Annotated in this window: 23 protein-coding genes; 14 read left to right on the top strand and 9 right to left on the bottom strand. The window is 68.0% G+C overall.

Features of this window, described 5'->3' with window-relative positions:
* Positions 1–134: 134 nt before the first annotated feature.
* Together ACUDCK_RS01105 and fghA are read right to left on the bottom strand one after the other, a co-directional pair.
* Positions 135–824 carry a hypothetical protein gene (locus ACUDCK_RS01105; RefSeq protein ID WP_054503715.1) on the bottom strand — a complete coding sequence of 230 codons (690 nt, stop codon included), beginning with the start codon at positions 822–824 and terminating at the stop codon, positions 135–137.
* Between the two features lie 96 nt (positions 825–920).
* The gene (gene fghA, locus ACUDCK_RS01100; RefSeq protein ID WP_064524559.1) at positions 921–1,784 is read right to left on the bottom strand and encodes an S-formylglutathione hydrolase; all 864 of its coding nucleotides are present in this window, start codon (positions 1,782–1,784) and stop codon (positions 921–923) included.
* Between the two features lie 231 nt (positions 1,785–2,015).
* Here fghA and ACUDCK_RS01095 point away from each other — a divergent pair, with 231 nt between their 5' ends.
* From ACUDCK_RS01095 to ACUDCK_RS01075, 5 genes are all read left to right on the top strand, one after another.
* Positions 2,016–2,807 (top strand): hypothetical protein, encoded by a 792-nt coding sequence (locus ACUDCK_RS01095; RefSeq protein ID WP_054503717.1) that lies wholly within the window; start codon positions 2,016–2,018, stop codon positions 2,805–2,807.
* Between the two features lie 368 nt (positions 2,808–3,175).
* Complete coding sequence (locus ACUDCK_RS01090; RefSeq protein ID WP_054503718.1) at positions 3,176–7,915, top strand: glutamate synthase-related protein; 4,740 nt, start codon at positions 3,176–3,178, stop codon at positions 7,913–7,915.
* An 8-nt stretch (positions 7,916–7,923) separates the two neighbouring features.
* Positions 7,924–9,390, top strand: coding sequence for a glutamate synthase subunit beta (locus ACUDCK_RS01085; RefSeq protein WP_054503719.1), 1,467 nt, complete (start codon positions 7,924–7,926; stop codon positions 9,388–9,390).
* A gap of 143 nt (positions 9,391–9,533) precedes the next feature.
* Entirely contained in the window at positions 9,534–10,112 is a 579-nt protein-coding gene (locus ACUDCK_RS01080; protein WP_054503720.1) for a chromate transporter, read from the top strand.
* On the top strand, positions 10,109–10,636 hold the full coding sequence (locus tag ACUDCK_RS01075) for a chromate transporter (RefSeq protein WP_054503721.1): 528 nt from the start codon (positions 10,109–10,111) through the stop codon (positions 10,634–10,636). The genes ACUDCK_RS01080 and ACUDCK_RS01075 overlap by 4 nt, the downstream gene beginning before the upstream one ends.
* Positions 10,637–10,670: 34 nt before the next feature.
* Here the strand turns inward: ACUDCK_RS01075 and ACUDCK_RS01070 are convergent, their stop codons facing one another.
* From ACUDCK_RS01070 to ACUDCK_RS01045, 6 genes are all read right to left on the bottom strand, one after another.
* Entirely contained in the window at positions 10,671–12,008 is a 1,338-nt protein-coding gene (locus ACUDCK_RS01070; RefSeq protein ID WP_175167266.1) for a purine-cytosine permease family protein, read from the bottom strand.
* A gap of 153 nt (positions 12,009–12,161) precedes the next feature.
* Entirely contained in the window at positions 12,162–13,151 is a 990-nt protein-coding gene (locus ACUDCK_RS01065) for a 5-oxoprolinase subunit C family protein (RefSeq protein WP_049070609.1), read from the bottom strand.
* Entirely contained in the window at positions 13,141–14,016 is an 876-nt protein-coding gene (locus ACUDCK_RS01060; RefSeq protein WP_054503723.1) for a 5-oxoprolinase subunit B family protein, read from the bottom strand. The genes ACUDCK_RS01065 and ACUDCK_RS01060 overlap by 11 nt, the downstream gene beginning before the upstream one ends.
* Positions 14,013–15,401: an acetyl-CoA carboxylase biotin carboxylase subunit gene (locus ACUDCK_RS01055; protein WP_175167267.1), complete on the bottom strand. Its 1,389-nt coding sequence runs from the start codon at positions 15,399–15,401 to the stop codon at positions 14,013–14,015. Before ACUDCK_RS01055 ends, ACUDCK_RS01060 begins: the two co-directional genes overlap by 4 nt.
* 3 nt (positions 15,402–15,404) lie before the next feature.
* Positions 15,405–15,647, bottom strand: coding sequence for an acetyl-CoA carboxylase (locus tag ACUDCK_RS01050; protein ID WP_049070603.1), 243 nt, complete (start codon positions 15,645–15,647; stop codon positions 15,405–15,407).
* A 38-nt stretch (positions 15,648–15,685) separates the two neighbouring features.
* On the bottom strand, positions 15,686–16,456 hold the full coding sequence (locus tag ACUDCK_RS01045) for a 5-oxoprolinase subunit PxpA (RefSeq protein ID WP_175167268.1): 771 nt from the start codon (positions 16,454–16,456) through the stop codon (positions 15,686–15,688).
* Between the two features lie 258 nt (positions 16,457–16,714).
* On the opposite strand from ACUDCK_RS01045, the gene ACUDCK_RS01040 reads away from it, so the two are divergent.
* Together ACUDCK_RS01040 and ACUDCK_RS01035 are read left to right on the top strand one after the other, a co-directional pair.
* A complete protein-coding gene (locus ACUDCK_RS01040) occupies positions 16,715–17,632 on the top strand; it encodes a LysR family transcriptional regulator (protein ID WP_049070599.1) in 918 nt (305 codons plus the stop codon).
* A 129-nt stretch (positions 17,633–17,761) separates the two neighbouring features.
* Positions 17,762–18,403, top strand: coding sequence for an OmpW/AlkL family protein (locus ACUDCK_RS01035; RefSeq protein ID WP_049070597.1), 642 nt, complete (start codon positions 17,762–17,764; stop codon positions 18,401–18,403).
* A gap of 17 nt (positions 18,404–18,420) precedes the next feature.
* On the opposite strand, the gene ACUDCK_RS01030 is transcribed toward ACUDCK_RS01035, so the two are convergent.
* On the bottom strand, positions 18,421–19,293 hold the full coding sequence (locus ACUDCK_RS01030) for a LysR family transcriptional regulator (protein WP_116791679.1): 873 nt from the start codon (positions 19,291–19,293) through the stop codon (positions 18,421–18,423).
* A 65-nt stretch (positions 19,294–19,358) separates the two neighbouring features.
* On the opposite strand from ACUDCK_RS01030, the gene ACUDCK_RS01025 reads away from it, so the two are divergent.
* From ACUDCK_RS01025 to ACUDCK_RS00995, 7 genes are all read left to right on the top strand, one after another.
* Complete coding sequence (locus ACUDCK_RS01025; RefSeq protein ID WP_175167269.1) at positions 19,359–20,579, top strand: YbfB/YjiJ family MFS transporter; 1,221 nt, start codon at positions 19,359–19,361, stop codon at positions 20,577–20,579.
* A gap of 21 nt (positions 20,580–20,600) precedes the next feature.
* Positions 20,601–21,578: a Bug family tripartite tricarboxylate transporter substrate binding protein gene (locus ACUDCK_RS01020; RefSeq protein WP_054503728.1), complete on the top strand. Its 978-nt coding sequence runs from the start codon at positions 20,601–20,603 to the stop codon at positions 21,576–21,578.
* 20 nt (positions 21,579–21,598) lie between these two features.
* Positions 21,599–22,666, top strand: a complete 1,068-nt coding sequence (locus tag ACUDCK_RS01015) for an NAD(P)H-dependent flavin oxidoreductase (RefSeq protein WP_175167270.1) — start codon at positions 21,599–21,601, stop codon at positions 22,664–22,666.
* 281 nt (positions 22,667–22,947) lie between these two features.
* Positions 22,948–23,784, top strand: coding sequence for an ABC transporter ATP-binding protein (locus ACUDCK_RS01010; RefSeq protein WP_054503785.1), 837 nt, complete (start codon positions 22,948–22,950; stop codon positions 23,782–23,784).
* A complete protein-coding gene (gene mlaE, locus ACUDCK_RS01005) occupies positions 23,781–24,569 on the top strand; it encodes a lipid asymmetry maintenance ABC transporter permease subunit MlaE (RefSeq protein ID WP_006392341.1) in 789 nt (262 codons plus the stop codon). Before ACUDCK_RS01010 ends, mlaE begins: the two co-directional genes overlap by 4 nt.
* Positions 24,570–24,582: 13 nt before the next feature.
* Positions 24,583–25,083 (top strand): outer membrane lipid asymmetry maintenance protein MlaD, encoded by a 501-nt coding sequence (gene mlaD / locus ACUDCK_RS01000; protein WP_006392340.1) that lies wholly within the window; start codon positions 24,583–24,585, stop codon positions 25,081–25,083.
* A gap of 91 nt (positions 25,084–25,174) precedes the next feature.
* Positions 25,175–25,978: an MlaA family lipoprotein gene (locus ACUDCK_RS00995; protein ID WP_054503730.1), complete on the top strand. Its 804-nt coding sequence runs from the start codon at positions 25,175–25,177 to the stop codon at positions 25,976–25,978.
* Positions 25,979–26,011: the final 33 nt, after the last annotated feature.

Genomic DNA, 26,011 nt, shown 5'->3' with positions numbered 1-26,011 from the left:
AAGGGAGTGCTAATTCGACTATTGCGACGCGTCAAAGTTTCCTCCACGCGATGCGACCCCATTTTAAATTCCGACCTGCCCGCAGGGCCATCCGCCTTGCCGGGCAGGCCATCACACGGCTCCGGACGCGTTGGCTACCACCCCAGCCGCTTCAGTCCCGCCGCGGTGGCCTCGCCATCCGGGCGTACGAACAACGCGCCGCGGGGATCCATATAGACCTGGTATTTCGCGCCATCGAACAGCGGCATGTAGGCCGCGCTGCCAAATTGGACATCGACGAAGGGAAACCAGTTCGGGAAGCTCTGTTTGAGCGACCCCAGGTCCGGCGCCGGCCAGTCGTCCAGCGCATGCACCGAACGCGTCGCCGAGGCCTCGCGCGCGGCGTCGCTGTAGCGGCCGGACAGGCGCTCCAGGCGATACAGCGGCGACACGCCCGCCATCAGGGCCGGCAGGCGCCAGCGCACCACGCGGGCGTCGATCTGCCATTGGTCGCCATACAGCACATATTGCTTGGCGCCCACGCCCGGCGCGGCGGCGCTGACCTGGAACTGGCCTTCCGCCTGCTGGCGGACCTCGATCCGGGCCACCGGTTCGTCGGTGGTCAGCTTGAAGAACTGGACCAGCGACAACGCCAGCAGCCCCGACACGCCGCCCAGCAACAGCAGCAACAGGCCGAACACGCGCCGCACGGGGCGGAACTGGAAGGTGCGCCGGCCGCGCTCGTCGCGCGGGCCGCCCTTGCCCAGCAGCATCGCCAGGCCCGGCAGGAAGACGACCACCGCGGCCAGCAGAATCCAGACGAAGGGAGCGATTCCGTTGATCAAATCAGCCGATCCTATGCAAAGGGCGCCGCGGCCAGGGGCCGGGCGGGAGCCGCCGCGGGCCTGCCACGGCAGGCCGCCCAGTATAGAAGCGAGGGGTCAGGCGACCGGCTTTCCAAGCCGCTCGACGTGAAACCGGATGTGATCCTCGATGAAGGTCGAGATGAAGTAATAGCCATGGTCGTAGCCGTCCTGGCGGCGCAGCACCAGGGGCTGGCCGGCGCTGGCGCAGGCCGCCTCGAATACCTCGGGATACAACTGCTCGGCCAGGAACTGGTCGGCGGTGCCCTGGTCGACCAGGATGCCGCCGGGGAATGGCTGGCGCAAGCCGCGCATCAGGGCCGAGGCGTCGTAGGCGGCCCAGTCGTCGCGGTTCTCGCCCAGGTAGGCGCCGAACGCCTTCTGGCCCCACGGGCACTGGCTGGGCGCGGCGATCGGGGCGAACGCCGAGACCGACCGGAACTTGCCCGGGTGACGCAGCGCCAGCACCAGCGCGCCGTGACCGCCCATCGAATGGCCGAAGATGCCGACGCGCGCGGCGTCGCCGGGCAGGGCGGTGGTGACGATGCCATGCAGCTCGCGGGTCACGTAGCTATCCATGCGGTAGTGGGCGCGCCAGGCCGCGGTGGTCGCGTCCAGGTAGAACCCAGCGCCGGTGCCCAGGTCCCAGCTCTCGTCTTCGCCCGGCACGTTGGCGCCGCGCGGACTGGTGTCGGGCGCCACCAGCATCACGCCCAGTTCGGCGGCCAGGCGCTGGGCGCCCGCCTTGATCATGAAGGTTTCCTCGGTGCAGGTCAGGCCGGCCAGGTAGAACAGCACTGGCACCGGGCCGTGCTCGGCCTGCGGCGGGACGAACACCGAAAACCGCATCGGCAGGCCGATCTCGGCCGACTCATGGCGGTAATAGCGCTGCGAACCCCCGAAACAACGATGCTGGGAAATGAGTTCCAGGGAGGCGGGCATGGGAGGTCTCCGGGTCTGAGGCTGAAGAAAATTCGGTCGGAATTAGGGTATATCCACGGTACGAGGATCCGTCGCCGAATGTTAACCTGCCCGAATCGGAGTCCTTTCCACAAAAAGTAGCGATTCCGCGCCCATATTGTGATCGCGGGGCTTGACCAGCGTTCACCGTGGCACTATTTATATACGTGAGAGAAGACAACCCGTTCTTCTGGAAGCGCAAGCCCTGACACTATGGCCCGTCTGCCCCGTCTGTACGCCCCTGGGCTGCCCCAACTGGTGCAGGCCAATTTCATTCAGCCGCTGGCGGCGGCATCGCAGCCCGCCCCGGCCGATATCCTCAATCAGCTTGCCACGTGGCTGGGCGAATCGGCCCAGCGCCACCGCGTGTCGGTGCATGGCTGGCTGCTCGCCAACGACCGCATCCTGCTGCTGGCCACCCCCGCCGACGAGGAAGGCCTGCCGCGCCTGATGCAGACGCTGGGCCGCAACCTGGCGGCGCGCCTGCGTGGCGGTCGGGTGTTCGCCGGCCGCTATCGATCCGCCCTGCTCGAGCCCGGAGCCTGGGTTCTGCCCGCGCTGGTCTGGCTGGAAACCTATCCGGTGCGCAGCGGCGCGTCGCAGGATCCCGATTCCTGGCCTTGGTCCTCGGCCTCCAGCCATACCGGCAATACCACGGCCGCGCCGGCGCAGTGGCAGTCCGACCATGCCGACTACTGGGCCTGCGGCAACACGCCCTTCGACCGCCAGGCCAACTACCGCAAGCGCCTGCAGGACGGCCTGTCGCGCGAGGAAAGCCAGCGCATCGACCAGGCTGTTTCTGGCCAGTGGGCGCTGGGCGGCCCGAGCTTCATCGCCAGCCTGGCCCATACCGCCAGCCGCCGCGTGGCCCCGGGCCAACGCGGACGGCCGCGCAAAAAGCCGGCCGCGCCGGCCGCCGCCGAGTCCGGCGGCGATACCGGGGGGGCCGCGACGCCGGCGTCACCGCCATCCAACGGAACCTCCGGAAGCGGATCATCCTCCTGACCAGGCGCCTTCGGGCGCTTTTTTCATGCCGCCGCAATCTCCGAGGCGGCAGGATCGCGTGCGTTCGCACGCCAGCCGAGAGGCGCCGACCGGCCTCCGAATTCGCCAAAAAGCATCACAATAATTGGGGACAAAACATGGCGAAATCGAGGGATTCACCCCCTTGAGGCCCGTGCGGGTCGGCGCACCGTCACCGCAAGCCTTGATTGGTGCGGGCCTTGTTATGTCCCCATATTAATGCTCTATGACGGTGCAATGAATAAATTAGGGTCGCACCCCTTATGTTTCTATTGCACCCTACTGCCTACGGGGGTATTGTCCGTTCCTGCACTGCAACATTAGAACGCAGTCTTACTGCGGAGCGCGCCATGCCCCAAATCACCCCGAACGAATCCTGTCCCACCCCCAAGGCGACCCCGATCGATGCCAGCCGCATCGGCCTGCCGCCGGCCCAGGGCCTGTACAACCCCAAGAACGAGCATGACGCCTGTGGCGTGGGCTTCGTGGCGCACATCAAGGGCAAGAAAAGCCACGCCATCATCCAGCAGGGCCTGAAGATCCTGGAAAACCTCGATCACCGCGGCGCGGTGGGCGCGGACAAGCTGATGGGCGACGGCGCCGGCATCCTGATCCAGATCCCGGACACGCTTTATCGCGACGAGTTCGCCCAGCACGGCATCACCCTGCCGCCGCCCGGCGAATACGGCGTGGCGATGGTGTTCCTGCCCAAGGAAACCGCCTCGCGCCTGGCCTGCGAACAGGAACTGGAGCGCTCGGTGCGCGCCGAGGGCCAGGTCGTGCTGGGCTGGCGCAACGTGCCCGTGGACGTCGACATGCCGATGTCGCCCACCGTGCGCGACTGCGAACCCGTGATCCGCCAGTTGTTCATCGGCCGCGGCGCCGATGTGATGGTGCCCGACGCGCTCGAACGCAAGCTGTACGTGATCCGCAAGACCGCCAGCCACGCCATTCAGAACATGCACCTGGCGCACGGCAAGGAATACTTCGTGCCCTCGGCCTCGGTGCGCACCGTGGTCTACAAGGGCCTGTTGCTGGCCGACCAGGTCGGCCGCTACTACCGCGACCTGGCCGATCCGCGCACCGTGTCGGCGCTGGCGCTGGTGCACCAACGCTTCTCGACCAACACCTTCCCGGCCTGGCCGCTGGCCCACCCGTACCGCATGATCGCCCACAACGGCGAAATCAACACGGTCAAGGGCAACTTCAACTGGCTGCGCGCCCGCGAAGGCATGATGCAGTCGGCCGTGCTGGGCGACGACCTGAAGAAGCTGTACCCCATCGTCTATGAAGGCCAGTCGGACACCGCCACGTTCGACAACTGCCTGGAACTGCTGGTGAACTCGGGCTACTCGCTGGCCCACGCCATGATGATGATGATCCCGGAAGCCTGGGAACAGCACACGCAGATGGACGAAAGCCGCCGCGCCTTCTACGAATACCACGCCGCCATGATGGAGCCGTGGGACGGCCCCGCCGCGGTCGCGTTCACCGACGGCCGCCAGATCGGCGCCACGCTCGACCGCAACGGCCTGCGCCCGGCGCGCTACCTGGTGACCGACGACGACATGGTCATCCTGGCCTCGGAAGCCGGCACCCTGTCGATCCCCGAGAACCGCATCGTCAAGAAGTGGCGCCTGCAGCCGGGCAAGATGTTCCTGATCGACCTGGAACAGGGCCGCATCATCGACGACGCCGAGATCAAGCTGCAACTGGCCAACAGCCGTCCGTACCGCCAGTGGATCGAACGCCTGCAGATCAAGCTCGAATCGCTGCCGGCCCCGCGCCAGGCCGCCGTCGCCACGCAATCGTCGGTGTCGCTGCTGGATCGCCAGCAGGCCTTCGGCTGGACCCAGGAAGACTACAAGTTCATCCTCGAACCCATGGCCTCGACCGGCGAGGAAGTGATCGGCTCGATGGGCAACGACGCCCCGCTGGCCGTGCTGTCCGACCGCGCCAAGCCGTTCTACAACTATTTCCGCCAGTTGTTCGCCCAGGTCACCAACCCGCCGATCGACCCGATCCGCGAGCAGATGGTGATGTCGCTGGTGTCGTTCATCGGCCCCAAGCCCAACCTGCTGGACATCAACAACGTCAACCCGCCGCTGCGCCTGGAAGTGTCGCAGCCGGTGCTGGACTTCGCCGCCATGGCGCAGATCCGCGACATCGAGCAGGTGACGGGCAAGAAATTCCGCAGCTTCGAGCTGGACATCACCTACCCGGCCGCCTGGGGCCCCGAGGGCATCGAAGCCCGCGTGGCCGCGCTGTGCGCGCGCGCCGTGGACGCGGTGCAAAGCGGCTACAACATCCTGATCGTGTCGGACCGCCTGGTCGACAGCGAGCGCGTGGCCATCCCCGCCCTGCTGGCCACCTCGGCGGTGCACCAGCACCTGATCCGCGCCGGCCTGCGCACCAACACCGGCCTGGTGGTGGAAACCGGCTCGGCCCGCGAAGTGCACCACTTCGCGCTGCTGGGCGGCTATGGCGCCGAAGCCATCCACCCCTACCTGGCGCTGGAATCGCTGGGCAAGATGAGCGACCCGGAAAAGGCCGTCAAGAACTTCATCAAGGCAATCGGCAAGGGTCTGAACAAGGTGATGTCCAAGATGGGCATCTCCACCTACATGTCCTACACCGGCGCCCAGATCTTCGAAGCGGTCGGCCTGCAGAGCAGCCTGGTGAACAAGTACTTCACCGGCACCGCCTCCAACATCGAAGGCATCGGCATCTTCCAGGTGGCCGAGGAAGCGCTGCGCCAGCACCGCGCCGCCTTCGGCAGCGACCCGGTCCTGGCGAACGACCTCGAAGCGGGCGGCGAGTACGCCTACCGCGTGCGCGGCGAAGAGCACATGTGGACGCCGGATTCCATCGCCAAGCTGCAGCACGCCTCGCGCGCCAACAACTACCGCACGTACAAGGAGTACGCGCAGATCATCAACGACCAGAGCCGCCGCCACATGACGCTGCGCGGCCTGTTCGAGTTCCGCTTCGATCCGTCGCGCGCCATCCCGCTCGATGACGTCGAGCCGGCCAAGGACATCGTCAAGCGCTTCGCCACCGGCGCCATGTCGCTGGGCTCGATCTCGACCGAGGCCCACTCGGTGCTGGCCGTGGCCATGAACCGCATCGGCGGCAAGTCCAACACCGGCGAAGGCGGCGAAGACGAACTGCGCTACCGCGCCGAAATGCGCGAAGGCCGCAGCACCATCAAGGACGGCGACACGCTGGCCTCGGTGCTCGGCTCCGAACGCATCGAAGCCGACGTCGCGCTCAAGAAGGGCGACTCGCTGCGCTCGAAGATCAAGCAGGTGGCCTCCGGCCGCTTCGGCGTCACCGCCGAGTACCTGTCGTCGGCCGACCAGATCCAGATCAAGATGGCGCAGGGCGCCAAGCCCGGCGAAGGCGGCCAGTTGCCGGGCCACAAGGTCTCGGAGTACATCGCCAAGCTGCGCTACTCGGTGCCGGGCGTGGGCCTGATCTCGCCCCCGCCGCACCACGACATCTACTCGATCGAAGACCTGGCGCAACTGATCCACGACCTGAAGAACGTCAACGCCAAGGCCTCGATCTCGGTCAAGCTGGTGTCGGAAGTCGGCGTCGGCACGGTGGCCGCGGGCGTGGCCAAGGCCAAGGCCGACCACGTCGTGATCGCCGGCCATGACGGCGGCACGGGCGCCTCGCCGGTCTCGTCCATCAAGCACGTCGGCACGCCCTGGGAACTGGGCCTGGCCGAAACCCAGCAGACGCTGGTGCTGAACCGCCTGCGCAGCCGCATCCGCGTGCAGGCCGACGGCCAGATGAAGACCGGCCGCGACGTCGTCATCGGCGCGCTGCTGGGCGCCGACGAATTCGGTTTCGCCACGGCGCCGCTGGTCGTCGAAGGCTGCATCATGATGCGCAAGTGCCACCTGAACACCTGCCCGGTGGGCGTGGCCACGCAGGATCCGGTGCTGCGCAAGAAGTTCCAGGGCAAGCCCGAGCACGTCGTCAACTTCTTCTTCTTCATCGCCGAGGAAGTGCGCGAGATCATGGCCCAGTTGGGCATCCGCAAGTTCGACGACCTGATCGGCCGCGCCGACCTGCTGGACATGCGCTCGGGCGTCGAGCACTGGAAGGCGCAGGGCCTGGACTTCACCCGCGTGTTCCACCAGACGCAGTCCGATGCCGAAGTGCGCCAGACCGAAGAACAGGATCATGGCCTGGCCGGCGCGCTGGACCACCAGTTGATCGAGCGCAGCAAGCCGGCGCTGGAGCGCGGTGAGAAGGTCTCGTTCATCGTGCCGGTTCGCAACCGCAACCGCACCATCGGCGCCATGCTGTCGGGCGCCGTGGCCGCGCGCTACGGCCACGACGGCCTGCCGGACGACACCATCCACATCCAGTGCAACGGCACCGCCGGCCAGAGCTTCGGCGCGTTCCTGGCCCATGGCATCACCATGGACCTGGTGGGCGAAGGCAACGACTACGTCGGCAAGGGCCTGTCGGGCGGCCGCATCATCGTGCGCTCGCCCAATGACTTCCGCGGCTTCGGCCCCGACCACATCATTGCCGGCAACACCGTCCTGTACGGCGCGCTGGCGGGCGAGGCCTTCTTCAACGGCGTGGCCGGCGAACGCTTCGCGGTGCGCAACTCGGGCGCCGCCACGGTCGTGGAAGGCACCGGCGACCACGGCTGCGAATACATGACGGGCGGCACCGTGGTGGTGCTGGGCGCCACCGGCCGCAACTTCGCCGCCGGCATGTCGGGCGGCGTGGCCTATGTGTGGGATCCGGAACGCACGCTCAAGCAGCGCGCCAACCTGTCGATGGTCGAACTGGAAGCCGTGCTGCCGCACGCGGAACAGCAGGCCCAGAACAACATCGACGTCTGGCACAGCGCGCAGCGCGGCGGCGAGCGCGAGACGGATGAAGCCATCCTGCGCCGCCTGGTGGAAGACCACTTCCGCTACACCGGCAGCTTCCGCGCCCGCGAAATCCTGGGCGACTGGGAAGCCTCGCGCGGCAAATTCGTAAAGGTCATGCCGACGGACTACCGCCGCGCATTGGGTGAAATGTGGCGTGCAGCCAACCCGCAACAACTGGCTGCGTGAGGGATACCATGGGAAAGATTACCGGCTTTATGGAATACCAGCGCCTGCAGGAGGCCTCCGAGGCCCCGCAGAAGCGGCTGAAGAACTGGCGCGAATTCGTGCTGCACCTGACCGACGACCAGGCCAAGCAGCAGGCGGCGCGCTGCATGGACTGCGGCATCCCGTTCTGCAACAACGGCTGCCCGGTCAACAACATCATCCCCGACTGGAATGACCTGGTGTACAAGCAGGACTGGCGCCGCGCGCTGGACGTGCTGCACTCCACCAACAACTTCCCGGAATTCACCGGCCGCATCTGCCCGGCGCCGTGCGAGGCCGCCTGTACCTTGAACATCAACAGCGACGCCGTGGGCATCAAGTCCATCGAGCACGCCATCATCGACAAGGGCTGGGCCGAGGGCTGGGTGACGCCGCAAGTGCCGGCGCGCAAGACCGGCAAGAAGGTCGCCGTGGTGGGCTCCGGCCCCGCCGGCCTGGCCTGCGCGCAGCAACTGGCGCGCGCCGGCCACTCGGTGACGCTGTTCGAGAAGAGCGACCGCATCGGCGGCCTGCTGCGCTACGGCATCCCCGACTTCAAGCTGGAAAAGCACCAGATCGACCGCCGCATCTCGCAGATGGAAGCCGAAGGCGTGGAATTCGCGCCCTCGACCTACGTCGGCAAGCCGACCGACCCGGTGGCCGACGGCCTGACCGTGCGCACCCCGGACTCGCTGCTGGCCGAATTCGACGCCGTGGTGATGAGCGGCGGTTCGGAAACCCCGCGCGACCTGCCGGTGCCGGGCCGCGAGCTGTCGGGCGTCTATTTCGCCATGGACTTCCTGCGCCAGCAGAACAAGGCCGTGGCGGGCGACCGCCTCACCAACCAGACGCTGGCCAAGGGCAAGCACGTGGTGGTGATCGGCGGCGGCGACACCGGTTCCGACTGCGTCGGCACCAGCAACCGCCATGGCGCCGCCTCGGTCACCCAGTTCGAACTGCTGCCGCAGCCGCCCGAGTCCGAGAACAAGGCCATGACCTGGCCCTACTGGCCGCTGAAGATGCGCACCTCGTCCTCGCACGAGGAAGGCTGCGAACGCGACTGGTCGGTGACCACCAAGCTGCTCAAGGGCAGCAACGGCAAGGTCGAGAAGCTGGTCGGCGCCCGCGTCGAGTGGTTCAAGGATGAATCGACCGGCCAGATGAAGATGCGCGAGGTCGAAGGCTCGGAATTCGAGATCAAGGCCGACCTGGTGCTGCTTGCCATGGGCTTCGTGTCGCCGGTGCAGGCCGTGCTGGATGCCTTCGGCGTCGACCGCGACGCGCGCGGCAACGTGCGCGCCAACACCGACGACTACCGTACCAACGTGGAAAAGGTCTTCACCGCCGGCGACATGCGTCGCGGCCAGTCGCTGGTGGTCTGGGCCATCCGCGAAGGCCGCCAGTGCGCGCGCTCGGTGGACGCCTACCTGATGGGGTCGAGCGACTTGCCGCGCTGAGCGCGCCGCGCTGCCGCGCCGGTCACCGACCCGGCCCCCGCTTTCGCCGCCCGGCACGTCGTGCCCGGCGGCGAAATTCTTTCAGCCAGCCGACATTTCGCATTGCGTAAGATGCGGTCATTGACCCCATCGCGCCGCCCGCCATGTCCTCCGCTGACCCCGCCGTTGCCGCCCCGCCGACACTGCCGCAGATTTTCCTGGCCTTCGCCAAGGTCGGCCTGACCAGTTTCGGCGGCGGCCTGAGCGGCTGGATGATGCGCGAATTCGTGCAGCAGCGGCGCTGGCTGTCCGAAGCCGATTTCCTCAGCGGCCTGGCGCTGGCGCAGTCGTTCCCGGGCGTGAACGTGGTGAACCTGGCCATCTGGATCGGCTTTCGCCTGCGCGGCGGCGCCGGCGCGCTGCTGGGCGGCCTGGGCATCACCGTGCCGCCGATGCTGGTGGCCATCGGCGCGGCCGCGCTGTTCGCCAGCATGGCGCAGTCGCAGGGCCTGCACGTGGCCATGGCGGGCGTGGCGGCGGCGGCGGTCGGGGTGTCGCTGCAGACCGGCCTGCGCGCCGCCCGGCGCGCGCTGCAGGGCTGGGTGCCGGCCGCCGTCATGGGCGCGACCTTCGCCGCCATCTTCCTGCTGCGCCTGCCGCTGCTGTGGGTGGTGGGCGCGATGGCGCCCCTGTCGATCGGCATCGCCTACGCGCGGCTGCGGCGCCGGGAGCGGCAACCATGAACCTGGCCACGCTGCACGACCTGTTCTCGGTGTTCACGCCGCTGTCGTTCCTGACGGTCGGAGGCGGCCAGAGCATCCTGCCCGACATCCACCGCCAGGCGGTGGACAGCTATGGCTGGATCAGCGAATCGCAGTTCCTGGATTACTTTGCGCTGTCCCGCATCACGCCGGGCCCGGCGTCGCTGCTGGTGACGCTGATCGGCTGGCAGGTGGGCGGGTGGCTGGGCGCGATTGCCGCGTCGATCGCGATCTTCCTGCCCTGCTCGCTGTTGATCTACGCGCTGGCGCGGGTCTGGGCGCGCTACCGCCAGGCCACCTGCGTCCGCGCCATCGAGGCGGGCCTGGTGCCGGTGGCCGCCGGCATGATCCTGGCCTCGTCGTGCACGGTACTGCGGGCCGCCGAAGGCGGCGCCTGGGCCTGGGGCGTGGCCGCGGTCTCCACGCTGGCGCTGGTCTACACGCGCATCAGCCCCTTCCTCATGCTGGCGCTGGGCGCGCTCGTGTTCCTGGCCGCGCTGGCCTGAGCCGGCGCCCCGACCAGCGAGGGACGCCGCGCGACTAGGCGCCGCCGCGCTGCATGCGCGGCCCCGAGACCGCCGCCTGCCCCAGCCAGTACACCGCGCCCGCCACCACAAAGCTGGCCGGCGCCGCGAAGGTCGCCGCAACGCCGTTCAGGTGCATCAGCACCAGGCCGCTGGCCGCGCCCGCGAACCAGGCGCCGAGGCCGCGGCGGTTGTAGGCGCAGCCCCCGCCTGGCGTCGGCGCGGCTTCGTCCACCGCCAGGATGTGCACCAGCGCCACGGCGACCCACGCCACCACGAAGATGCCCTGGTAGGCCAGCGCCTGCAGCAGATAGGCGAACACGTCGAACAGCATCAGCGCGTATGACACCGCGCCCACGATCACCGCCCAGGCGGCCTTGGACAGGCGCGCTCGGCCGAAGCGCGCGAAGAAGGCCTGCATGTTGATGGTGGCCAGGTAGTAGTTGGCGGTATTGATGCGGGTCTGCGTCACCCAGACGAAGAACAGGCCGCCCAGCCCCATCAGCTTGAGCAGCGCCAGCACCACCGACACTTCGCTCAGGGCGCCATCGCCGGGAATGATGGCGACCAGGTAGATGCCGGCCACGCCGTTTAGCAGGAAGGTCACCAGGTAGAACGGCATGCCGAAGTTGTAGCGGCCGTGGTAGCGCGCGTCTTCGCGGCGGCCGAAGCGCGCGTAGTCGAAGGTGAACATCATCAGGATCCACACGCCCATGTAGTACACGTAGGCGTCCCACCAGCCGCCCGCCACCGGCCCTCCGGCCGGGCCGAATGCCAGCCAGGCGTCGCTGTAGCCGTACTCGCGCATGGCCAGCGCCACTGCCAGCAGCAGGCCGCCCAGGTAGAAGGGCAGCAGCACGCCGTTGAACTTGTCGAGCCAGCGCTGCACGCTGCCGAAGATCAGCAGCACGCTGTAGACGACCACCAGCAGCGCGAAGGCCCAGTAGGGCACGGCCGGGAACATGTGGTGCGCGGCGACCGCCATCACCGAGCCCTCGAACACGGCGTAATAGATGGCGGTGGCAAAGAAGATCAGGGTGGCCAGCGCCGCGCCCGAGGTGCCGAACACGCTGCGAGAGAACAGCGCCACCGACTGGCCGGTGCGGATGGCGTAACGCGAGATCACGGCGTTGATCAGGCCATAGGAAATCACCGACAGCACCATGCCGATGATGGCGTTGCGGGCGCCGTAGTTGAGCGCCAGCGTGGCGCCGACCACGATGTAGAAGATGGCGCTGCACACGGCCCACCAGGCCATGGTGAGCGGGAATCGGCCCATGCGGTCGGCATCGGCCACGGTGGCGAGGGAAGTGTCCCGGTCGGAGGACGAGGAGCTGGAAGCAAGGTTGGCCATGGAGGCTCTCCTGACGTGCTGAAGAACCGCGGAATGCGGACGGGTACGGCGTGCAGCGTGTGAAACTCAAATGCACAGGCGCGAGCGCGCCCGTCCGGCCCGTCGGAACGGGCCGGAAGGAAAGCGGCAATCAACGGGAAAGCGGGGCGGAGATCAGCCCAGGGCGGCGCGCAGCCGCTCGAGGCGGGCGCGGTAGTCCTTGCGGGCCTGCAAGGCCGTCTCCAGCGTGACCCGCTCGAAGCGGGCCTGCTGGTTGGGCTGCATCTGGCCGACCTTGTCGAGGTCCGCGCTGATCACGGTGCCGATCATGGCGTAGCCGCCGCCGGACACGGCATCGCGATGCAGGATGATGGGTTCCACCCCCGCCGGCACCTGGATCGAACCAATGGGATAGCAGGCGTCGACGATGTTGGACGGATCGGCGCCGGCGCCGAACGGCTGTTCGCGCGGCTGGAACTTCAGCGCGCGGCCCTTCTTGTAGCGGTAGCCGATGCGGTCCGCCTCGGAGGTCACGCTCCAGGCGTCTTCGTAGAACGATGCAGCCGATTCCGGCATCAGGCGATGGTCGTACAGGCCCGGCACCACGCGCAGCACCTGTTCCTTCGGACACTCGCTGGCGAGCGCCGCCGGCAGCGCGCGGCCGACCCGCGTCCCGGGGCGCGGCGCGCCCACGCGCAAGCGGTCGCCGGCCTGCAGGCGGCGGCCCTCGAAGCCGCCGATGGCGCCCAGCGTGTAGGTCGAGCGGCTACCGAGCACCTCGGGCACGTCGATGCCGCCGGCGATCGCCAGGCAGGCGCGCGCGCCGGCCTGCACGAAATCGAATGACAGCCTGGCGCCGGCCGGCACCGCCAGCGCGGTGTTGCAGGCCTGTGCCTGGCCATCGATCTTGGGCGTCATGGTGGCGCCGGTGACGGCGATCACCGCCGCGCGGGTGAAGCGCAGTTCGGGCCCCATCAGCGTGCATTCCAGCACCGCCGCGTCCTCGGGGTTGCCCACCAGCAGGTTGGCGGCGGCCAGCGCGTACTGGTCCAGCGCGCCCGAGGGTGGAATGCCCAGGTGGTAGTAGCCCTGGCGGCCACGATCCTGGACCGACGTCGCCAGCCCGGGCTTGATCACTTCGATGAGCGGTTCGTCATGCGACATGGAGCGTCTCCAGAAGGCGGGCGTTGTACTGTTCGGGCGCCGCCATGAATTCGGACAGCGAGAACGACACGGGACGGATGTCGAGCTGGAAGGTGCCGGCCTCGACCCGCGCCACCGCGGCGTCGTACTCGGCGCGGCTGATCGGCTTGAACTTGACGATGTCCCCGGGACGGAAGAACACCATCGAGTCGCGCAGGTGCGCCTGGCGCTGCGCGGGCTCGAAGATCGGCGCCGGCGTCACGCCGAACATCTGGTAGCCGCCCGCGCCGCGCACGGAATAGATGCAGGCGAAGCAACCGCCATGTCCCACCGTGTGCTTGGGCGTGTCGGTGCGCGGCCGCAGGTACTTGGGCACTTCCAGCTGGCGTTCGCGTTCGACCATCTGGAACATGAACGGCAGCCCGGCCACGAAGCCGACCATCGACACGAACCACGGCGCGCTGGAATGCGCGGCGATGAATGCATCGGTATCGGCAAAGCCGTTGATGCGCGCCGCGTATTCCAAGTCGGTCGAGTCCGGGTCCTGGTGGCGCTCGCGAAAGCGCATCAGCGTCTCGTGAGTCCAGGGGTCGTTGTAGAGCACCGGCACCTGGATGACGCGGGTGTCGAGCCGCAGGTTATCCAGGTCGATGGTGGCCTCGATCTCGCGCAGGATGGCCAGCATGGCCTCGGGCGCGACCTGCTCGGGGTCGTAGCGGATCTGGTACGAGGCGTTGGCCGGGCAGATCTCGGTGACGCCGGGCACGGCGCGTTCGCGCAGCGCGCGCGTGATCGCCATGCCCTTGAAGAACGCGGCCAGCGACATCGATTCGCTGATCTCGGCGAAGATGAATTCATCTCCGCCATGGGTGTAGCGCACCGTCATTGGGTCCCCTCCCGCTGCTGCATCCAGCTTTCCAGATAGTTGGTGTGATAGTCGCCCGCCAGCACGCCCGCGTCGGCCACCAGGGCGCGATGCAGGGACAGCGTCGACGGCACGCCTTCGAATTCGGTTTCATCCAGCGCGCGCGCCATGCGAGCCAGCGCGGCGTCGCGGTCCTCGTCCCACACGATCAACTTGGCCAGCAGCGAATCGTAATAGGGCGGCACCACGCTGCCGGCATACACCATCGAGTCAATGCGCACGCCCGGACCGGCCGGCCAGCGCACGTGCGACACGGTGCCGGGGCCGGGCGTGAAGTTGCGCGCCGGGTCTTCGGCGTTCAGGCGGCATTCGATGGCGGCGCCGCGCATGACGATGTCCGCTTGCTTGAGACGCAGAGGCTCGCCGTCGGCGATGCGCAGCATCTCGCGCACCAGGTCGATGCCGGTGATGGCTTCGGTGATCGGATGCTCGACCTGGATGCGCGTGTTCATTTCTATGAAGTAGAACTCGCCGCGGGCCTCGTCGTACAGGTATTCCAGCGTGCCGGCGCCGCGATAGCCCACCGATTCGGTCAGGCGCAGCGCCGATTCGCACAGCGCCTGGCGCAGCGCGGGGCTCAGCGCCGGCGACGGCGCTTCCTCGAACACCTTCTGGCGGCGGCGCTGCAGCGAGCATTCGCGCTCGAACAGGTGCACCGCGCGCTCGCCGTCGCCCAGCACCTGCACCTCGATATGGCGGGCGCGCGGCAGGTAGCGCTCCAGGTAGACGCCGCCATCGCCGAACGCGGCGCGCGCCTCGGCCTGGGCCATGGGAATGGCCTCGCGCAGTTGCGCCTCGTCGGCCGCCACGCGGATGCCGCGTCCGCCGCCGCCGGCACTCGCCTTGATCATCAAGGGATAACCGATCTGCGCCGCATGGCTCAGGGCCTCGTCCAGCGAGCCGACCACACCCTCGCTGCCCGGCACGGTGGGCACGCCCGCCGCCTTGGCGCAGGCGCGCGCCGCGGCCTTGTCGCCCATGCTGCGGATGGTGCGGGCATCGGGCCCGACGAACACCAGGCCGGCGTCGGTCACGGCCTGCGAGAAGTCGGCGTTCTCGGCCAGGAAGCCATAGCCCGGATGGATCGCGTCGGCGCCGCTGTCGCGCGCCGCCGCCAGCAGGGCCTCGGCGTTCAGATAGCTGCGCGTGGCGTGCGCCGGTCCGATGTGCACCGCCGCGTCCGCCAGGCGCACCGCCAGGGCGTCGCGATCGGCGTCGCTGTAGACCGCCACCGTGCGCATGCCCAGCTCGCGCGCGGCGCGAATGACCCGCAGCGCGATCTCGCCGCGGTTGGCGACCAGCAGGGTGTGGATGCGGCGCGGCCGGTAGAAGGAATGCACGCCCATGCCTCAGCCCTCGATCCGCAGCAGGGCCTGGCCCGGTTCGACCGGGTCGCCATCGGCCACCAGGATCTCGGCGACCACGCCGCCGATCTCGGCCTCGATCTGGTTGAACTGCTTCATCACCTCGACGATGCCGACCACGTCGCCGGGCTGGATGGCGGCGCCCACCTCGACGAACGGCGCGGCGTCGGGACTGGGACGGCGATAGAAGGTGCCGGGCAGGGGGCTCTGGATTTCTTGCTGCGACATGGGTTTTCTCCTTGGAATGTATGGGAATGATGGGCGGATCAGGACAGCCGCGGCGGCGCGATGCGGATGCCGTGCGCCTCCAGGCGGGCGCGGGTGGCCTGCACCAGCGCCAGCGCGCCGGGGGTGTCGCTGTGGATGCAGACAGAGTCGAAGCCGATCGGAATGTCGCGGCCATCCACGGTGCGCACCTTGCCGTCGGTGCACGCGCGCAGCACCTTGTCGGCCACCTGCTCCGGATCGAGCGCCTGGGTGTAGCGCGTGAACACGATCGAGCCGCCGGCGTCGTAGTCGCGGTCCGCGTAGAACTCGCGCACCACCGGCAGGCCCAGCTCGCGCGCCACCTTGCAGGTCAGCGAGTTCTCCATGCAATACAGCATCAGCGTGGGCTCCAGGTCGCGCAGCGTCTGCACCAGGCGGCGCGACAGGGTTTCGTCGCGCGCGGCGCGCATGTAGAGCGCGCCATGCGGCTTGACGTGCTGCAGCCGCAGGCCATAGAGGCGGGCGAATTCGCGCAGGGCGCCGACCTGGTAGACGATGTCGTTGACCAGGCCCTCGGCGTTCTCGTTCAGGTCGCGGCGGCCGAAGCCGACCAGGTCGCGAAAGCCGGGATGCGCGCCGATGCCGATGCCATGCTCGCGCGCCATCACCACGGTGCGGTTCATGATGTTGGGATCGCCGGCGTGAAAGCCCGTGGCGATGTTGGCCGAGCTGATCAGCGGCATGATGGCGTCGTCGACGTCATCGCCGATCTTCCAGGAACCAAATCCCTCGCCCATGTCGGAGTTCAGGTCTATCGTCGCCTTGCTCATGAAACAGGATCTCCTTCCATCTGCGGGCCGGTGGCCCGCGCAATGCCTGCACAGTAGCGAAGCGCCCGAGGGATAAAAAGTTCTTTTTTCGGATCAACGGTTATCTGAATTTTTGATGCCCCGCATTACGCACCAAATCAGGGCGATTACCGGATTCCTATGAAATTTCAGGGATTTCCCTGAGATTCGGCGCACCCCCATGGCGCGGATAAACAGATATTCTGGTGGCTGACTATCTATTAATCAGATATTGCCGCCATGTCGCTTACCCTCCGGCAGCTCAAGTATTTCGTCGCGGCCGCCGAACTCGGGCAGATCTCGCAGGCGGCGATCCAGTTGGCGATCTCGCAATCCGCCGTCACCACCGCCATCCGCGAACTCGAGGAGATCGTGGGCTCGCCGCTGTTCCAGCGCAGCGCCAGCGGCGTGGCGTTGACCGAGACCGGGCGCGGCTTCCTCAACCACGCCTACAACATCCTGTCGTCGGTCGACGAGGCGCTGCGCATGCCCAGCGCCGACGGTCGCGAGAGCGGGAGGTTGCTGCTGGCAGCGTCCTATACCGTGATCGGCTACTTCCTGCCGTACCACCTGCAGCGCCTGTCGCAGCTCTATCCCAACCTGGACATCCAACTGCACGAACTGAACCGCAACGCCATCGAGGAAGGCCTGATCGCGCACCGCTACGACATGGCGGTGCTGCTGACCTCGAACGTGGTGAACCCGGAACTGGCCGTCGAGCATTTCTTCGGCTCGCCGCGGCGGCTGTGGGTGCCGGCGCGCCATCCGCTGCTGGCGCGCGACACGGTCACGCTGGAAGACGTGGCGCATGAACCGTTCATCATGCTGACCGTCGACGAGGCCGCGCACACCGCGCTGCGGTACTGGAGCGAGACGCCGTTCCGCCCCGACGTGCGCCTGCGCACCTCTTCAGTGGAAGCGGTGCGCAGCATGGTGGCCAATGGCGGCGGCGTGGCGGTGCTGTCGGACATGGTCTATCGGCCGTGGTCGCTGGAAGGCCGGCGCATCGAGACCATCCAGTTGAAGGATCCGATCCCGCCGATGAACGTGGGGCTGGCGTGGCGCAAGGGCGCGGACATCACCGGCCCGATGCGCGCGGTGCGCGACTATTTCCGCCACGCGTATGCCGTGCCGCGTGGCACCGACAACTTGCGTTGAGTCCGATTCGTACGTATTTGTGGCGCCGCTACCACGCGCCGCGTTGCCGCTTGATACACGTCAAGGCCCGCTTTTCCCGCCTCTGCGAACCTGAATGCCTGCATTCACGCAATACACGGAGAGAGGAAAATGTTCGCGATGTCTCGGCGCCTGCGCGCCCTTGCCCTGGCCACTGCCTGCGGCGCCCCCCTGATGCTTGCCGCCCCCGCCCATGCCCACGAAGCCGGCGACATCCTGTTCCGGGTCGGCGCGACCCAGGTACGCCCCGCGTCCAACAACGGCACGGTGCTCGATGGCACCGTCAAGCTCGACGCCAACAACAACGTGCGCCCCAGCTTCACGCTGGCCTACATGGCCACGCGCAACATCGGCATCGAACTGCTGGGCGCCTGGCCGTTCCAGCATGATGTGCGCGGCAGCGGCCTGGGCAAGATCGGTTCCAGCAAGCAATTGCCGCCGACCCTCAGCCTGCAATGGCACATCCTGCCCGACAGCATGGTTCAGCCCTACATCGGCGTCGGCATCAACTACACCAAGTTCTTCGACACCAAGGCCGAAGGCGCGCTCAAGGGTTCCGACCTGAAGATGGGCGATTCCTGGGGCGTGGCCGCGCAACTGGGCGCGGACATCAAGATCAGCGAACGCTGGTTCATGAACGCCGACATCCGCTACATCGACATCAAGTCCAAGGTGAAGCTCAACGGCGAACACATCGGCACCGCCCGCATCAACCCGTGGGTCGCCACGCTGGGCGTCGGCTACCGCTTCTGATACCCACGTCCCATCGGCTACTGGCGCCGCTGCGCCAGTAGCTGCCGCAACGCCTGCAATGCAGGCGTTTCGTCGTCCGCGCGCCAGATCAATCGCGTCTGCGCGCGGCCGTGTCTGCCAGCCAGCGGCGTCACGCGCAGCGACGGCTCCGCGCCCAGCAGCGCCAGCACCGAGCGCGGCACGATCGCCACGCCCGAGCCTGCCGCCACGCACGCGACGATGGCGTGGTACGACGCGAATTCCATCACCTTGCCCGGCGCCACGCCTTCCTGGCCGAACCAGGATTCCAGGATGCGTCGGTACGAACAGCCCGCCGCGAACGCGATGACACTGCGATCGCCGACATCCTTGGGGCCATGGATCTCGGGCCAGGCCAGCGGCGAGATCAGCGCCAGTTCTTCCTCGAAAGCCGGTTGCTGCGCCAGACCCTGCGCGTCGAAGGGCTGCGCCACGAAGGCGGCCTCGATCTCGTAGTTGCGCACCATGGCCGCCAACGCGCCCGACGTGCCCGTGACCAGTTCGATCCGCACCTTCGGCCAGGCCGCGTGATACGTCGCGAGGATAGGGGGCAGGCGCGCCGCGGCCGTGCTTTCCATGGTGCCGATGCGCAGCAGGCCCTGCGGCGCGCCGTCGCGCACGGCCGCCTGGGCCTCGGCCGACAGGCGCAGCATGCGGTCGGCGTAGGACAGCAGCACGCGCCCCTGTTCCGACAGCACCAGGCGCCGGTTCTGGCGGCGAAACAGCGGCGCCTCCAGCGTCGCTTCAAGCTGCTTGAGGCGGGTCGAGACGTTCGACTGCACCCGGTTCAGGTGGGCCGCGGCGCGCGCCACGCCCCCGTGGTCGGCCACCGCCTTGAAGATCTGCAGCGCGTCGAGATCCAAATTTCTCATTTCAAGAACTCATGTTCTTAATAATTCACTATTCAAGATATTAGTACAGCCGTAGAGTGGGAGCCATGTCAATAGCCGCCTACCCCGATCCCGCGTCCCCGCGCGGCGCCATCCGCCTGGCCTTGCCGGCCGCGCTGGCGCTGGCCGCCGCCATGGGCATCGGCCGCTTCGCCTTCACGCCGGTCTGGCCGTTGATGGCGCAGGAGGCCGGCCTGTCGCTGGCTCAGGGCAGTTGGCTGGCGTCGGCCAATTACGCGGGTTACCTGCTGGGCGCACTGGCGGCGGCGGTGCGGCCGCCGCGCCATCCGCGCGCCATGCTGGCGATCAGCCTGCTGGCCGTGGCCGTGCTGACGCTGGCCATGCCGGCGTTCCACGGCGTCCTGGCCTGGAGCCTGCTGCGGCTGGCGGCGGGCTATGGCAGCGCCAGCGCCTTCATCTGCGTGGCCGCGTCGCGCGCGGTCGCCCCGGGCGACCCGCGCGCGCCAGCCGTGTCGGCCATCACCTACGCCGGCGTCGGCGCGGGCATCGCGCTGACCGGCCTGGCCTGTCTGGGATTGATGGCCGCCGGCGTCGGCGCCAATGCAAACTGGATCGCGCTGGGCGCGCTGGCGCTGCTGCTGTCGGCCCTGGCCTGGCCCGGGCTGAAGCGCCCCGGGCCGGCCCGCCACCTGGCCGCCGCGCCCGCGCCCGGGCGCCTGCCGCCGGGTATCGGCCGCCTGGCGCTGCATTACGGCGTGTTCGGCGCCGGCTACATCATTCCCGCCACCTTCCTGCCCGCCATGGCGCGCGAGATCATTCCCGATCCCGCCGTGTTCGGCTGGGCCTGGCCATTGTTCGGCCTGGCCGCCGCGCTCTCCTGCCTGGTGGCGCCGCGCGTGGCGCAAGCCCGCGAGGACAAGACGGTGTGGCGCGGGGCGCAGGCGTTGATGGCGCTGGGCATGCTGGCGGCGGCGCTATGGCACGACATCGCCGCGATCATCGTCGCCGCGCTGCTGGTGGGCGGCACCTTCATGGTCATCACGCAATCGGGCATGCTGGTGGCGCAACGACTGGCCGGCAGCGCCGCGCCACGGGCCGCGGCCGTCATGACCTCGGCCTTCGCCGCCGGCCAGATCGTGGGGCCGCTGCTGGCCTCCGCCGCCGCGCGCTGGGGCGCCACGCTGCCGCAAGTGCTGGCGGCAGGCGCGGCATTGCTGGCGCTGTCGGCCTGGCGCTTGGGGAAAATCAGCACCACGGGCGGCAACGCTGGGCATAATGCGATCGGTTCCCGGGAACCATCACATTAAGAGAAAGAGGAGTCACCCAGCATGAAATCGCTACGCCCCCTGGTCGCCGCCCTGGCCACCTTCGCCGCCCTGAGCGGCACCGCCCACGCCCAGGCCGCCGACTGGCCCGCCAAGCCCATCACCATGATCGTGCCCTACGCCCCGGGCGGCTTTGCCGATACCCGTGTGCGCCTGCTGGCGCGCAAGCTGGGCGAATCGCTGGGCCAGCCGATCGTGGTCGAGAACAAGGCGGGCGCGGGCGGCGTGGTCGGCACCAACCTGATCGCCAAGGCGGCGCCCGACGGCTACACCATCGGCACCGGCAACCTGGCGCCGATGGCGGTCAACCCGTCGCTGATGAAGGACATGCCGTACAACCCGCAGAAGGATCTGGCGCCCGTCATCCTGATCGAGAACAGCCCCCTGGTGCTGAGCGTGAACAACGAGCTGCCGGTCAAGACCCTGGCCGACCTGATCGCCATGGCCAAAAAGCAGCCGGGCAAGCTGTCATTCGGTTCGTCCGGCGTGGGCGGCGCCCATCACCTGTCCGGCGAGATGTTCCGCGAGCAAGCCAAGATCGACATCGTGCACGTGCCCTACAAGGGCGGCAGCCTGGCCGCGACCGACCTGATGGGCGGCCATATTTCGATGATGTTCGAGATGGGCTACTCGGCGCTGCCGGCCATCCAGGGCCAGAAGATCCACCCGATCGCGGTGACCTCGGCCAAGCGCCTGGCGGTGCTGCCGGACGTGCCCACCATGGCCGAATCCGGCCTGCCGGGCTTCGAGTCGTACAACTGGCAGGGCATCGTCGCCCCCGCCGGAACCCCCGCGCCCATCATTGCCAAGCTCAATGCCGAGTTCAACCGCATCCTGAAGGAACCCGACGTGCAGAAGGCCATCGCCGACACCGGCAGCCAGGCCGGCGGCGGCACGCCCGAGGAATTCGGCGCGTTCATCAAGAGCGAAACGGACAAGTGGGCGCACGTCATCCAGGCTGGAAACATCCAGCTGCAATAAGCCAACCAGGAGGTTTCCCCATGACATCCCGCCTATCCGATCTGCTCAAGCTTGACCACCCCATCATCCAGGCGCCCATGGCGGGCGGCGCGACGACGGTGGAACTAGTGTCGGAGGCTTCCAAGGCGGGTGTCCTGGGTTCGCTGGGCGCGGCCTACCTGTCGCCCGATCAGATCGAGACGGCGGCCGCCGGGATCCGCGCGCGCACCGACCGGGCGTTCGGCATCAACCTGTTCGCGGCGGTGCCGGAGCAACCGTACCAGGGCGACGCCAGCCGCATGCTGGCGCTGCTGGCGCGCTACCACGCCCAACTGGGCCTGCCGGCGCCCGTCGCGCCCGGCCCGCAGGCCGACCCGCTGCCCGGCCAGATCGAGGCCGTGCTGCGCGTGAAACCGGCGGTCCTGAGCTTCACCTTCGGCCGCCTGCCCGCGGACGTGCTGGCGCGCTGCCGCGAACTGGGCATCCTGACGGTCGGCACCGCCACCACCGTGCGCGAAGCGGTGGTCCTGGAGCAGGATGGCGTCGATGCCGTCGTGGCGCAGGGAGCGGAGGCGGGCGGGCATCGCGGCACCTTCCTGGACGATTTCGAGCATTCGCTGGTCGGCACCATGGCCCTGGTGCCCCAGGTGGCCGACGCGGTATCGATCCCGGTGATCGCCTCCGGCGGCATCATGGACGGCCGCGGCATCGCCGCCGCGCTGGCCCTGGGCGCGGATGTCGCACAAATGGGGACGGCCTTCCTGACCACGGACGAAGCCGGCATCGGCGATGCCTACAAGGCGGTGCTGCCTGCCTCGCGTTCCGAACAGTCGCGGGTGACCCGGGCCTTTTCCGGACGCCCGGCGCGCGGCATCGCGAATTCGTTCATGCGCGACGCCGATCAACTTTCAGACGATATCCTGCCTTACCCGCTGCAGAACGCGCTGACCCGCCCCATGCGCACCGCCGGCGGCCAGGCCGGCAACGTCGCCGTCCTGTCTTTGTGGGCCGGCCAGGGCGCGCCGCTGGCGCGGCGGGAAAGCACGGCCGCGCTGGTGGCGCGGCTGGCCCGCGAAACCGCCGCGGCGCGCGGCCGCGGCCGGGCCTGAACGGGGCCGGCGCAAGGGATTCCGGGGGGCCGACAGGCCCCGCCGATTGTTCCCAATGCCGAAAACACTGTTCCATAGACAACCCTAACGCACTGCGATGACAGTTCGTCGGGCTACAATGGCCCCTCGCCGCCGGGTGCGACGGGTCTTTCCTCGTCCCCGGCATATGAGTAACAGGGCGCTTCCCGACGCAGCCCGTCTCGCTCGCGCCGGCCGGATGATCCGCCCAGGCACGAACGTGGCGGCAGGGCATTCGCCACCGAAACACCCTTTTGTTGCCCATGCCCGATCAAACCCGCAGCACCCCGGAATTCGCCCTGCGCCTGCAAGGTGTGGCGCTAGGCTACGGTGATTTCACCGTCTTGCGCGACATTTCCATGGAAGCGCGTTCGGGCCAGGTGGTCGCCATCATGGGCGGCTCGGGTTCAGGCAAGACCACGCTGCTGCGGGCCGCCACCGGCCAGCTCACTGCGCAACAAGGCACCGTGCTGGCGTTCGGCCAGGACATCGCCCGCGCCACCCCCGCCGAACTGCAGTCGCTGCGCAAGCGCATGGGCGTGCTGTTCCAGCAGGGCGCGCTGTTCACCGACCTGAACGTGTTCGAGAACGTCGCCTTCCCGCTGCGCGAACACACCACGCTGGCCGAATCCGAAATCACGGCGCGCGTGCTCGACAAGCTCGACGCCGTCGGCCTGCGCGCCGCCGCCCACCTGAAGGTGGCCGAGATCTCCGGCGGCATGTCGCGCCGGGTGGCGCTGGCCCGCGCGGTCGTGCTGGAACCCGAACTGATCCTGTACGACGAACCCTTCGCCGGCCTCGATCCGATTTCACTGGGTATCACCGCCCGCCTGATCCGCAGCCTGGCCGACCGCCTGGGATGCGCCTCGGTGCTGATCACCCACGACGTGCACGAATCGTTCGCGATTGCCGACCAGGTCTATCTGGTGGGCCAGGGCCAGCTCAAGGCCGCCGGCACGCCCGAGAGCCTCTCGGCATCGCAGGACCCCTACGTGCAGCAATTCCTCAAAGGCGAGCCCGACGGCCCGGTCGCGTTCCAGTATCCCGAAACGCCGGCTTTCCAGAAGTGGCTGTCGCAACAACAAGGGCGCAAGGCATGAGCGGATCCAACAACGCCGTGAGCGCGCTGGGCGGCTGGGTGCGCACCCGCATCGCCGGCATCGGCTACTTCACCCGTTTCTTCGGCGCCATGCTGGCCCGCAGCGGCATCGCGCTGTCGCGGCCGCGGTTGGTGTCGCAGCAAATTCATTTCATCGGCAACTTTTCGCTGCTGATCATCGCCGTGTCCGGCATGTTCGTGGGCTTCGTGCTGGGCCTGCAGGGCTATTACACGCTGAACCGCTACGGCGCCGAGGAATCGCTTGGCCTGCTGGTGGCGCTGTCGCTGGTGCGCGAACTGGGGCCGGTCGTGACCGCGCTGCTGTTCGCCGGCCGTGCCGGCACCTCGCTGACCGCCGAGATCGGCCTGATGAAGGCGGGCGAACAACTGTCGGCCATGGAAGTCATGGCCGTCGACCCGATGCGCCGCGTGCTGGTGCCGCGCCTGTGGGGCGGCATCATCGCCATGCCGATCCTGGCCGCCGTGTTCTCCATGGTGGGCATCCTGGGCGGCTGGGTGGTCGGCGTGCTGATGATCGGGGTCGATGCCGGCGCCTTCTGGTCGCAGATGCAGGGCGGCGTCGATGTCTGGAACGACGTCCTGAACGGCGTCATCAAAAGCCTGGTCTTCGGCGTCACGGTGACGCTGGTGGCGCTTTACGAAGGCTGGCAGGCCAAGCCCACCCCCGAAGGCGTCGCCCGCGCCACCACCCGCACGGTGGTGGTGGGCTCGCTGGCGGTGCTGGGGCTGGACTTCCTGCTGACCGCCTTGATGTTTGGAAACTGATTACGGATCGATCATGTCTCGCGAAAAAACCGATTTCTGGGTAGGCCTGTTCGTCTTGCTGGGCGCGGCCGCGCTGGCGTTCCTGGCGTTGCGCGCCGGCAACTTGAGCACCTTTTCTTTTGCCCCCACCTATACGCTGACGGCCAATTTCGATAACGTAGGCGGCCTCAAAGTGCGCGCGCCCGTGAAAAGCGCCGGGGTCGTGGTCGGCCGGATCTCCAAGATCTCCTTCGACGACAAGACCTTCCAGGCGGTCGTCGCGATGAACCTGGAAACCGCCTACCAGTTCCCCAAGGACTCTTCCGCGGCCATTCTCACCTCGGGCCTGCTCGGCGAGCAGTACCTGGGCCTGACGCCGGGCAGCGAAGACGACAATCTGGCCGAGGGTGGCAAAATCCGCTATACCCAAAGCGCCGTGGTGCTGGAACAGCTCATCAGCAAGTTCCTGTACGGCTCGGCCGAGAAGGAAGGCACGAACGCGGCTGGCGCGCCCGACGCGAAAGCCCCGAATTGAAGAGGACCCGTCACGCCCGGCAACAACCCGAAGCTTGACGCGCCGCACGCTGCAATAAAAATAGAAATCTGCTGATAGGGATGCCCTGATCATGAACACGAAAGCTCTTTCCCGCATTGCCACCGTCGCCGCCGCCGGCGCACTGATGGCGGGCTGCGCCGCGCCGCAGCACCCGGATCCGCGCGATCCCTGGGAAGGCTTCAACCGCGGCGTGTACAAGTTCAACGACACGGTTGACCGCGCGGTCTTCAAGCCGGTGGCGCAGGCCTACACCTACGTCACGCCGGAACCCGTGCGCAGTTGCGTCCACAACATCTTCAGCAACGTCGGCGATCTCTGGTCGGGCACCAACAGCTTCCTGCAGGGTCGCGGCCACGACTTCGTCAACACGCTCGGCCGCTTCCTGTTCAACACCACCATGGGCGTGGGCGGCTGCTTCGACGTCGCCTCGGCCAACGGCGCGCGCAAGATCCCGAACGACTTCGGCACCACGCTGGGCGTCTGGGGCTTCAGCCAGGGGCCGTACCTGGTGCTGCCGTTCTTCGGCTCGGCGAGCGTGCGTGATGGCGTCGGCCTGGTCGGCGACTGGCAGGGCCGCATGCGCGGCTACATGGGCGTGAGCGCCATCGACAACGTGGCCCTGCGCAATTCGCTGTGGGGCCTGGAAGTGGTCGACACGCGCGCCAGCCTGCTCAACGCCACCGACACCATCGACCGCGTGGCGCTCGACCCGTACAGCTTCGTGCGCGACGCCTACCTGCAGCGCCGCGCCGCGATGGTCAACGGCCAGCGCGTCGACGACGAATCCAGCCTGCCCAACTACGAGGACGACGAGGACGACGCCGCCAAGGCCAAGGGCGCGGCCGCGCCGGTCGCCAACCCCGCAACCAAGTAAGCTGTCGGATTGCGTTTTCAGTACAGCAAGGAG

Source organism: Achromobacter sp. CF-sbj1-Ac2-l (assembly GCF_052698165.1).
Note: the sequence above shows the minus strand (reverse complement) of the source record. Positions and strands in the feature narration are given on the sequence as shown.

Coding starts and splice junctions, on each gene's coding strand:
- ACUDCK_RS01055 (WP_175167267.1), bottom strand. CDS start 15,401: ATGGGCGTGCATTCCTTCTACCGGCCGCGCCGCATCCACACCCTGCTG.
- ACUDCK_RS01020 (WP_054503728.1), top strand. CDS start 20,601: ATGAAATCGCTACGCCCCCTGGTCGCCGCCCTGGCCACCTTCGCCGCC.
- mlaE (WP_006392341.1), top strand. CDS start 23,781: ATGAGCGGATCCAACAACGCCGTGAGCGCGCTGGGCGGCTGGGTGCGC.
- ACUDCK_RS01070 (WP_175167266.1), bottom strand. CDS start 12,008: ATGGCCAACCTTGCTTCCAGCTCCTCGTCCTCCGACCGGGACACTTCC.
- ACUDCK_RS01075 (WP_054503721.1), top strand. CDS start 10,109: ATGAACCTGGCCACGCTGCACGACCTGTTCTCGGTGTTCACGCCGCTG.
- ACUDCK_RS01085 (WP_054503719.1), top strand. CDS start 7,924: ATGGGAAAGATTACCGGCTTTATGGAATACCAGCGCCTGCAGGAGGCC.
- ACUDCK_RS01060 (WP_054503723.1), bottom strand. CDS start 14,016: ATGACGGTGCGCTACACCCATGGCGGAGATGAATTCATCTTCGCCGAG.
- ACUDCK_RS01025 (WP_175167269.1), top strand. CDS start 19,359: ATGTCAATAGCCGCCTACCCCGATCCCGCGTCCCCGCGCGGCGCCATC.
- ACUDCK_RS01010 (WP_054503785.1), top strand. CDS start 22,948: ATGCCCGATCAAACCCGCAGCACCCCGGAATTCGCCCTGCGCCTGCAA.
- ACUDCK_RS01050 (WP_049070603.1), bottom strand. CDS start 15,647: ATGTCGCAGCAAGAAATCCAGAGCCCCCTGCCCGGCACCTTCTATCGC.
- ACUDCK_RS01090 (WP_054503718.1), top strand. CDS start 3,176: ATGCCCCAAATCACCCCGAACGAATCCTGTCCCACCCCCAAGGCGACC.
- ACUDCK_RS01040 (WP_049070599.1), top strand. CDS start 16,715: ATGTCGCTTACCCTCCGGCAGCTCAAGTATTTCGTCGCGGCCGCCGAA.
- ACUDCK_RS01035 (WP_049070597.1), top strand. CDS start 17,762: ATGTTCGCGATGTCTCGGCGCCTGCGCGCCCTTGCCCTGGCCACTGCC.
- ACUDCK_RS01065 (WP_049070609.1), bottom strand. CDS start 13,151: ATGTCGCATGACGAACCGCTCATCGAAGTGATCAAGCCCGGGCTGGCG.
- ACUDCK_RS01030 (WP_116791679.1), bottom strand. CDS start 19,293: ATGAGAAATTTGGATCTCGACGCGCTGCAGATCTTCAAGGCGGTGGCC.
- fghA (WP_064524559.1), bottom strand. CDS start 1,784: ATGCCCGCCTCCCTGGAACTCATTTCCCAGCATCGTTGTTTCGGGGGT.
- ACUDCK_RS01015 (WP_175167270.1), top strand. CDS start 21,599: ATGACATCCCGCCTATCCGATCTGCTCAAGCTTGACCACCCCATCATC.
- ACUDCK_RS00995 (WP_054503730.1), top strand. CDS start 25,175: ATGAACACGAAAGCTCTTTCCCGCATTGCCACCGTCGCCGCCGCCGGC.
- mlaD (WP_006392340.1), top strand. CDS start 24,583: ATGTCTCGCGAAAAAACCGATTTCTGGGTAGGCCTGTTCGTCTTGCTG.
- ACUDCK_RS01045 (WP_175167268.1), bottom strand. CDS start 16,456: ATGAGCAAGGCGACGATAGACCTGAACTCCGACATGGGCGAGGGATTT.
- ACUDCK_RS01080 (WP_054503720.1), top strand. CDS start 9,534: ATGTCCTCCGCTGACCCCGCCGTTGCCGCCCCGCCGACACTGCCGCAG.
- ACUDCK_RS01095 (WP_054503717.1), top strand. CDS start 2,016: ATGGCCCGTCTGCCCCGTCTGTACGCCCCTGGGCTGCCCCAACTGGTG.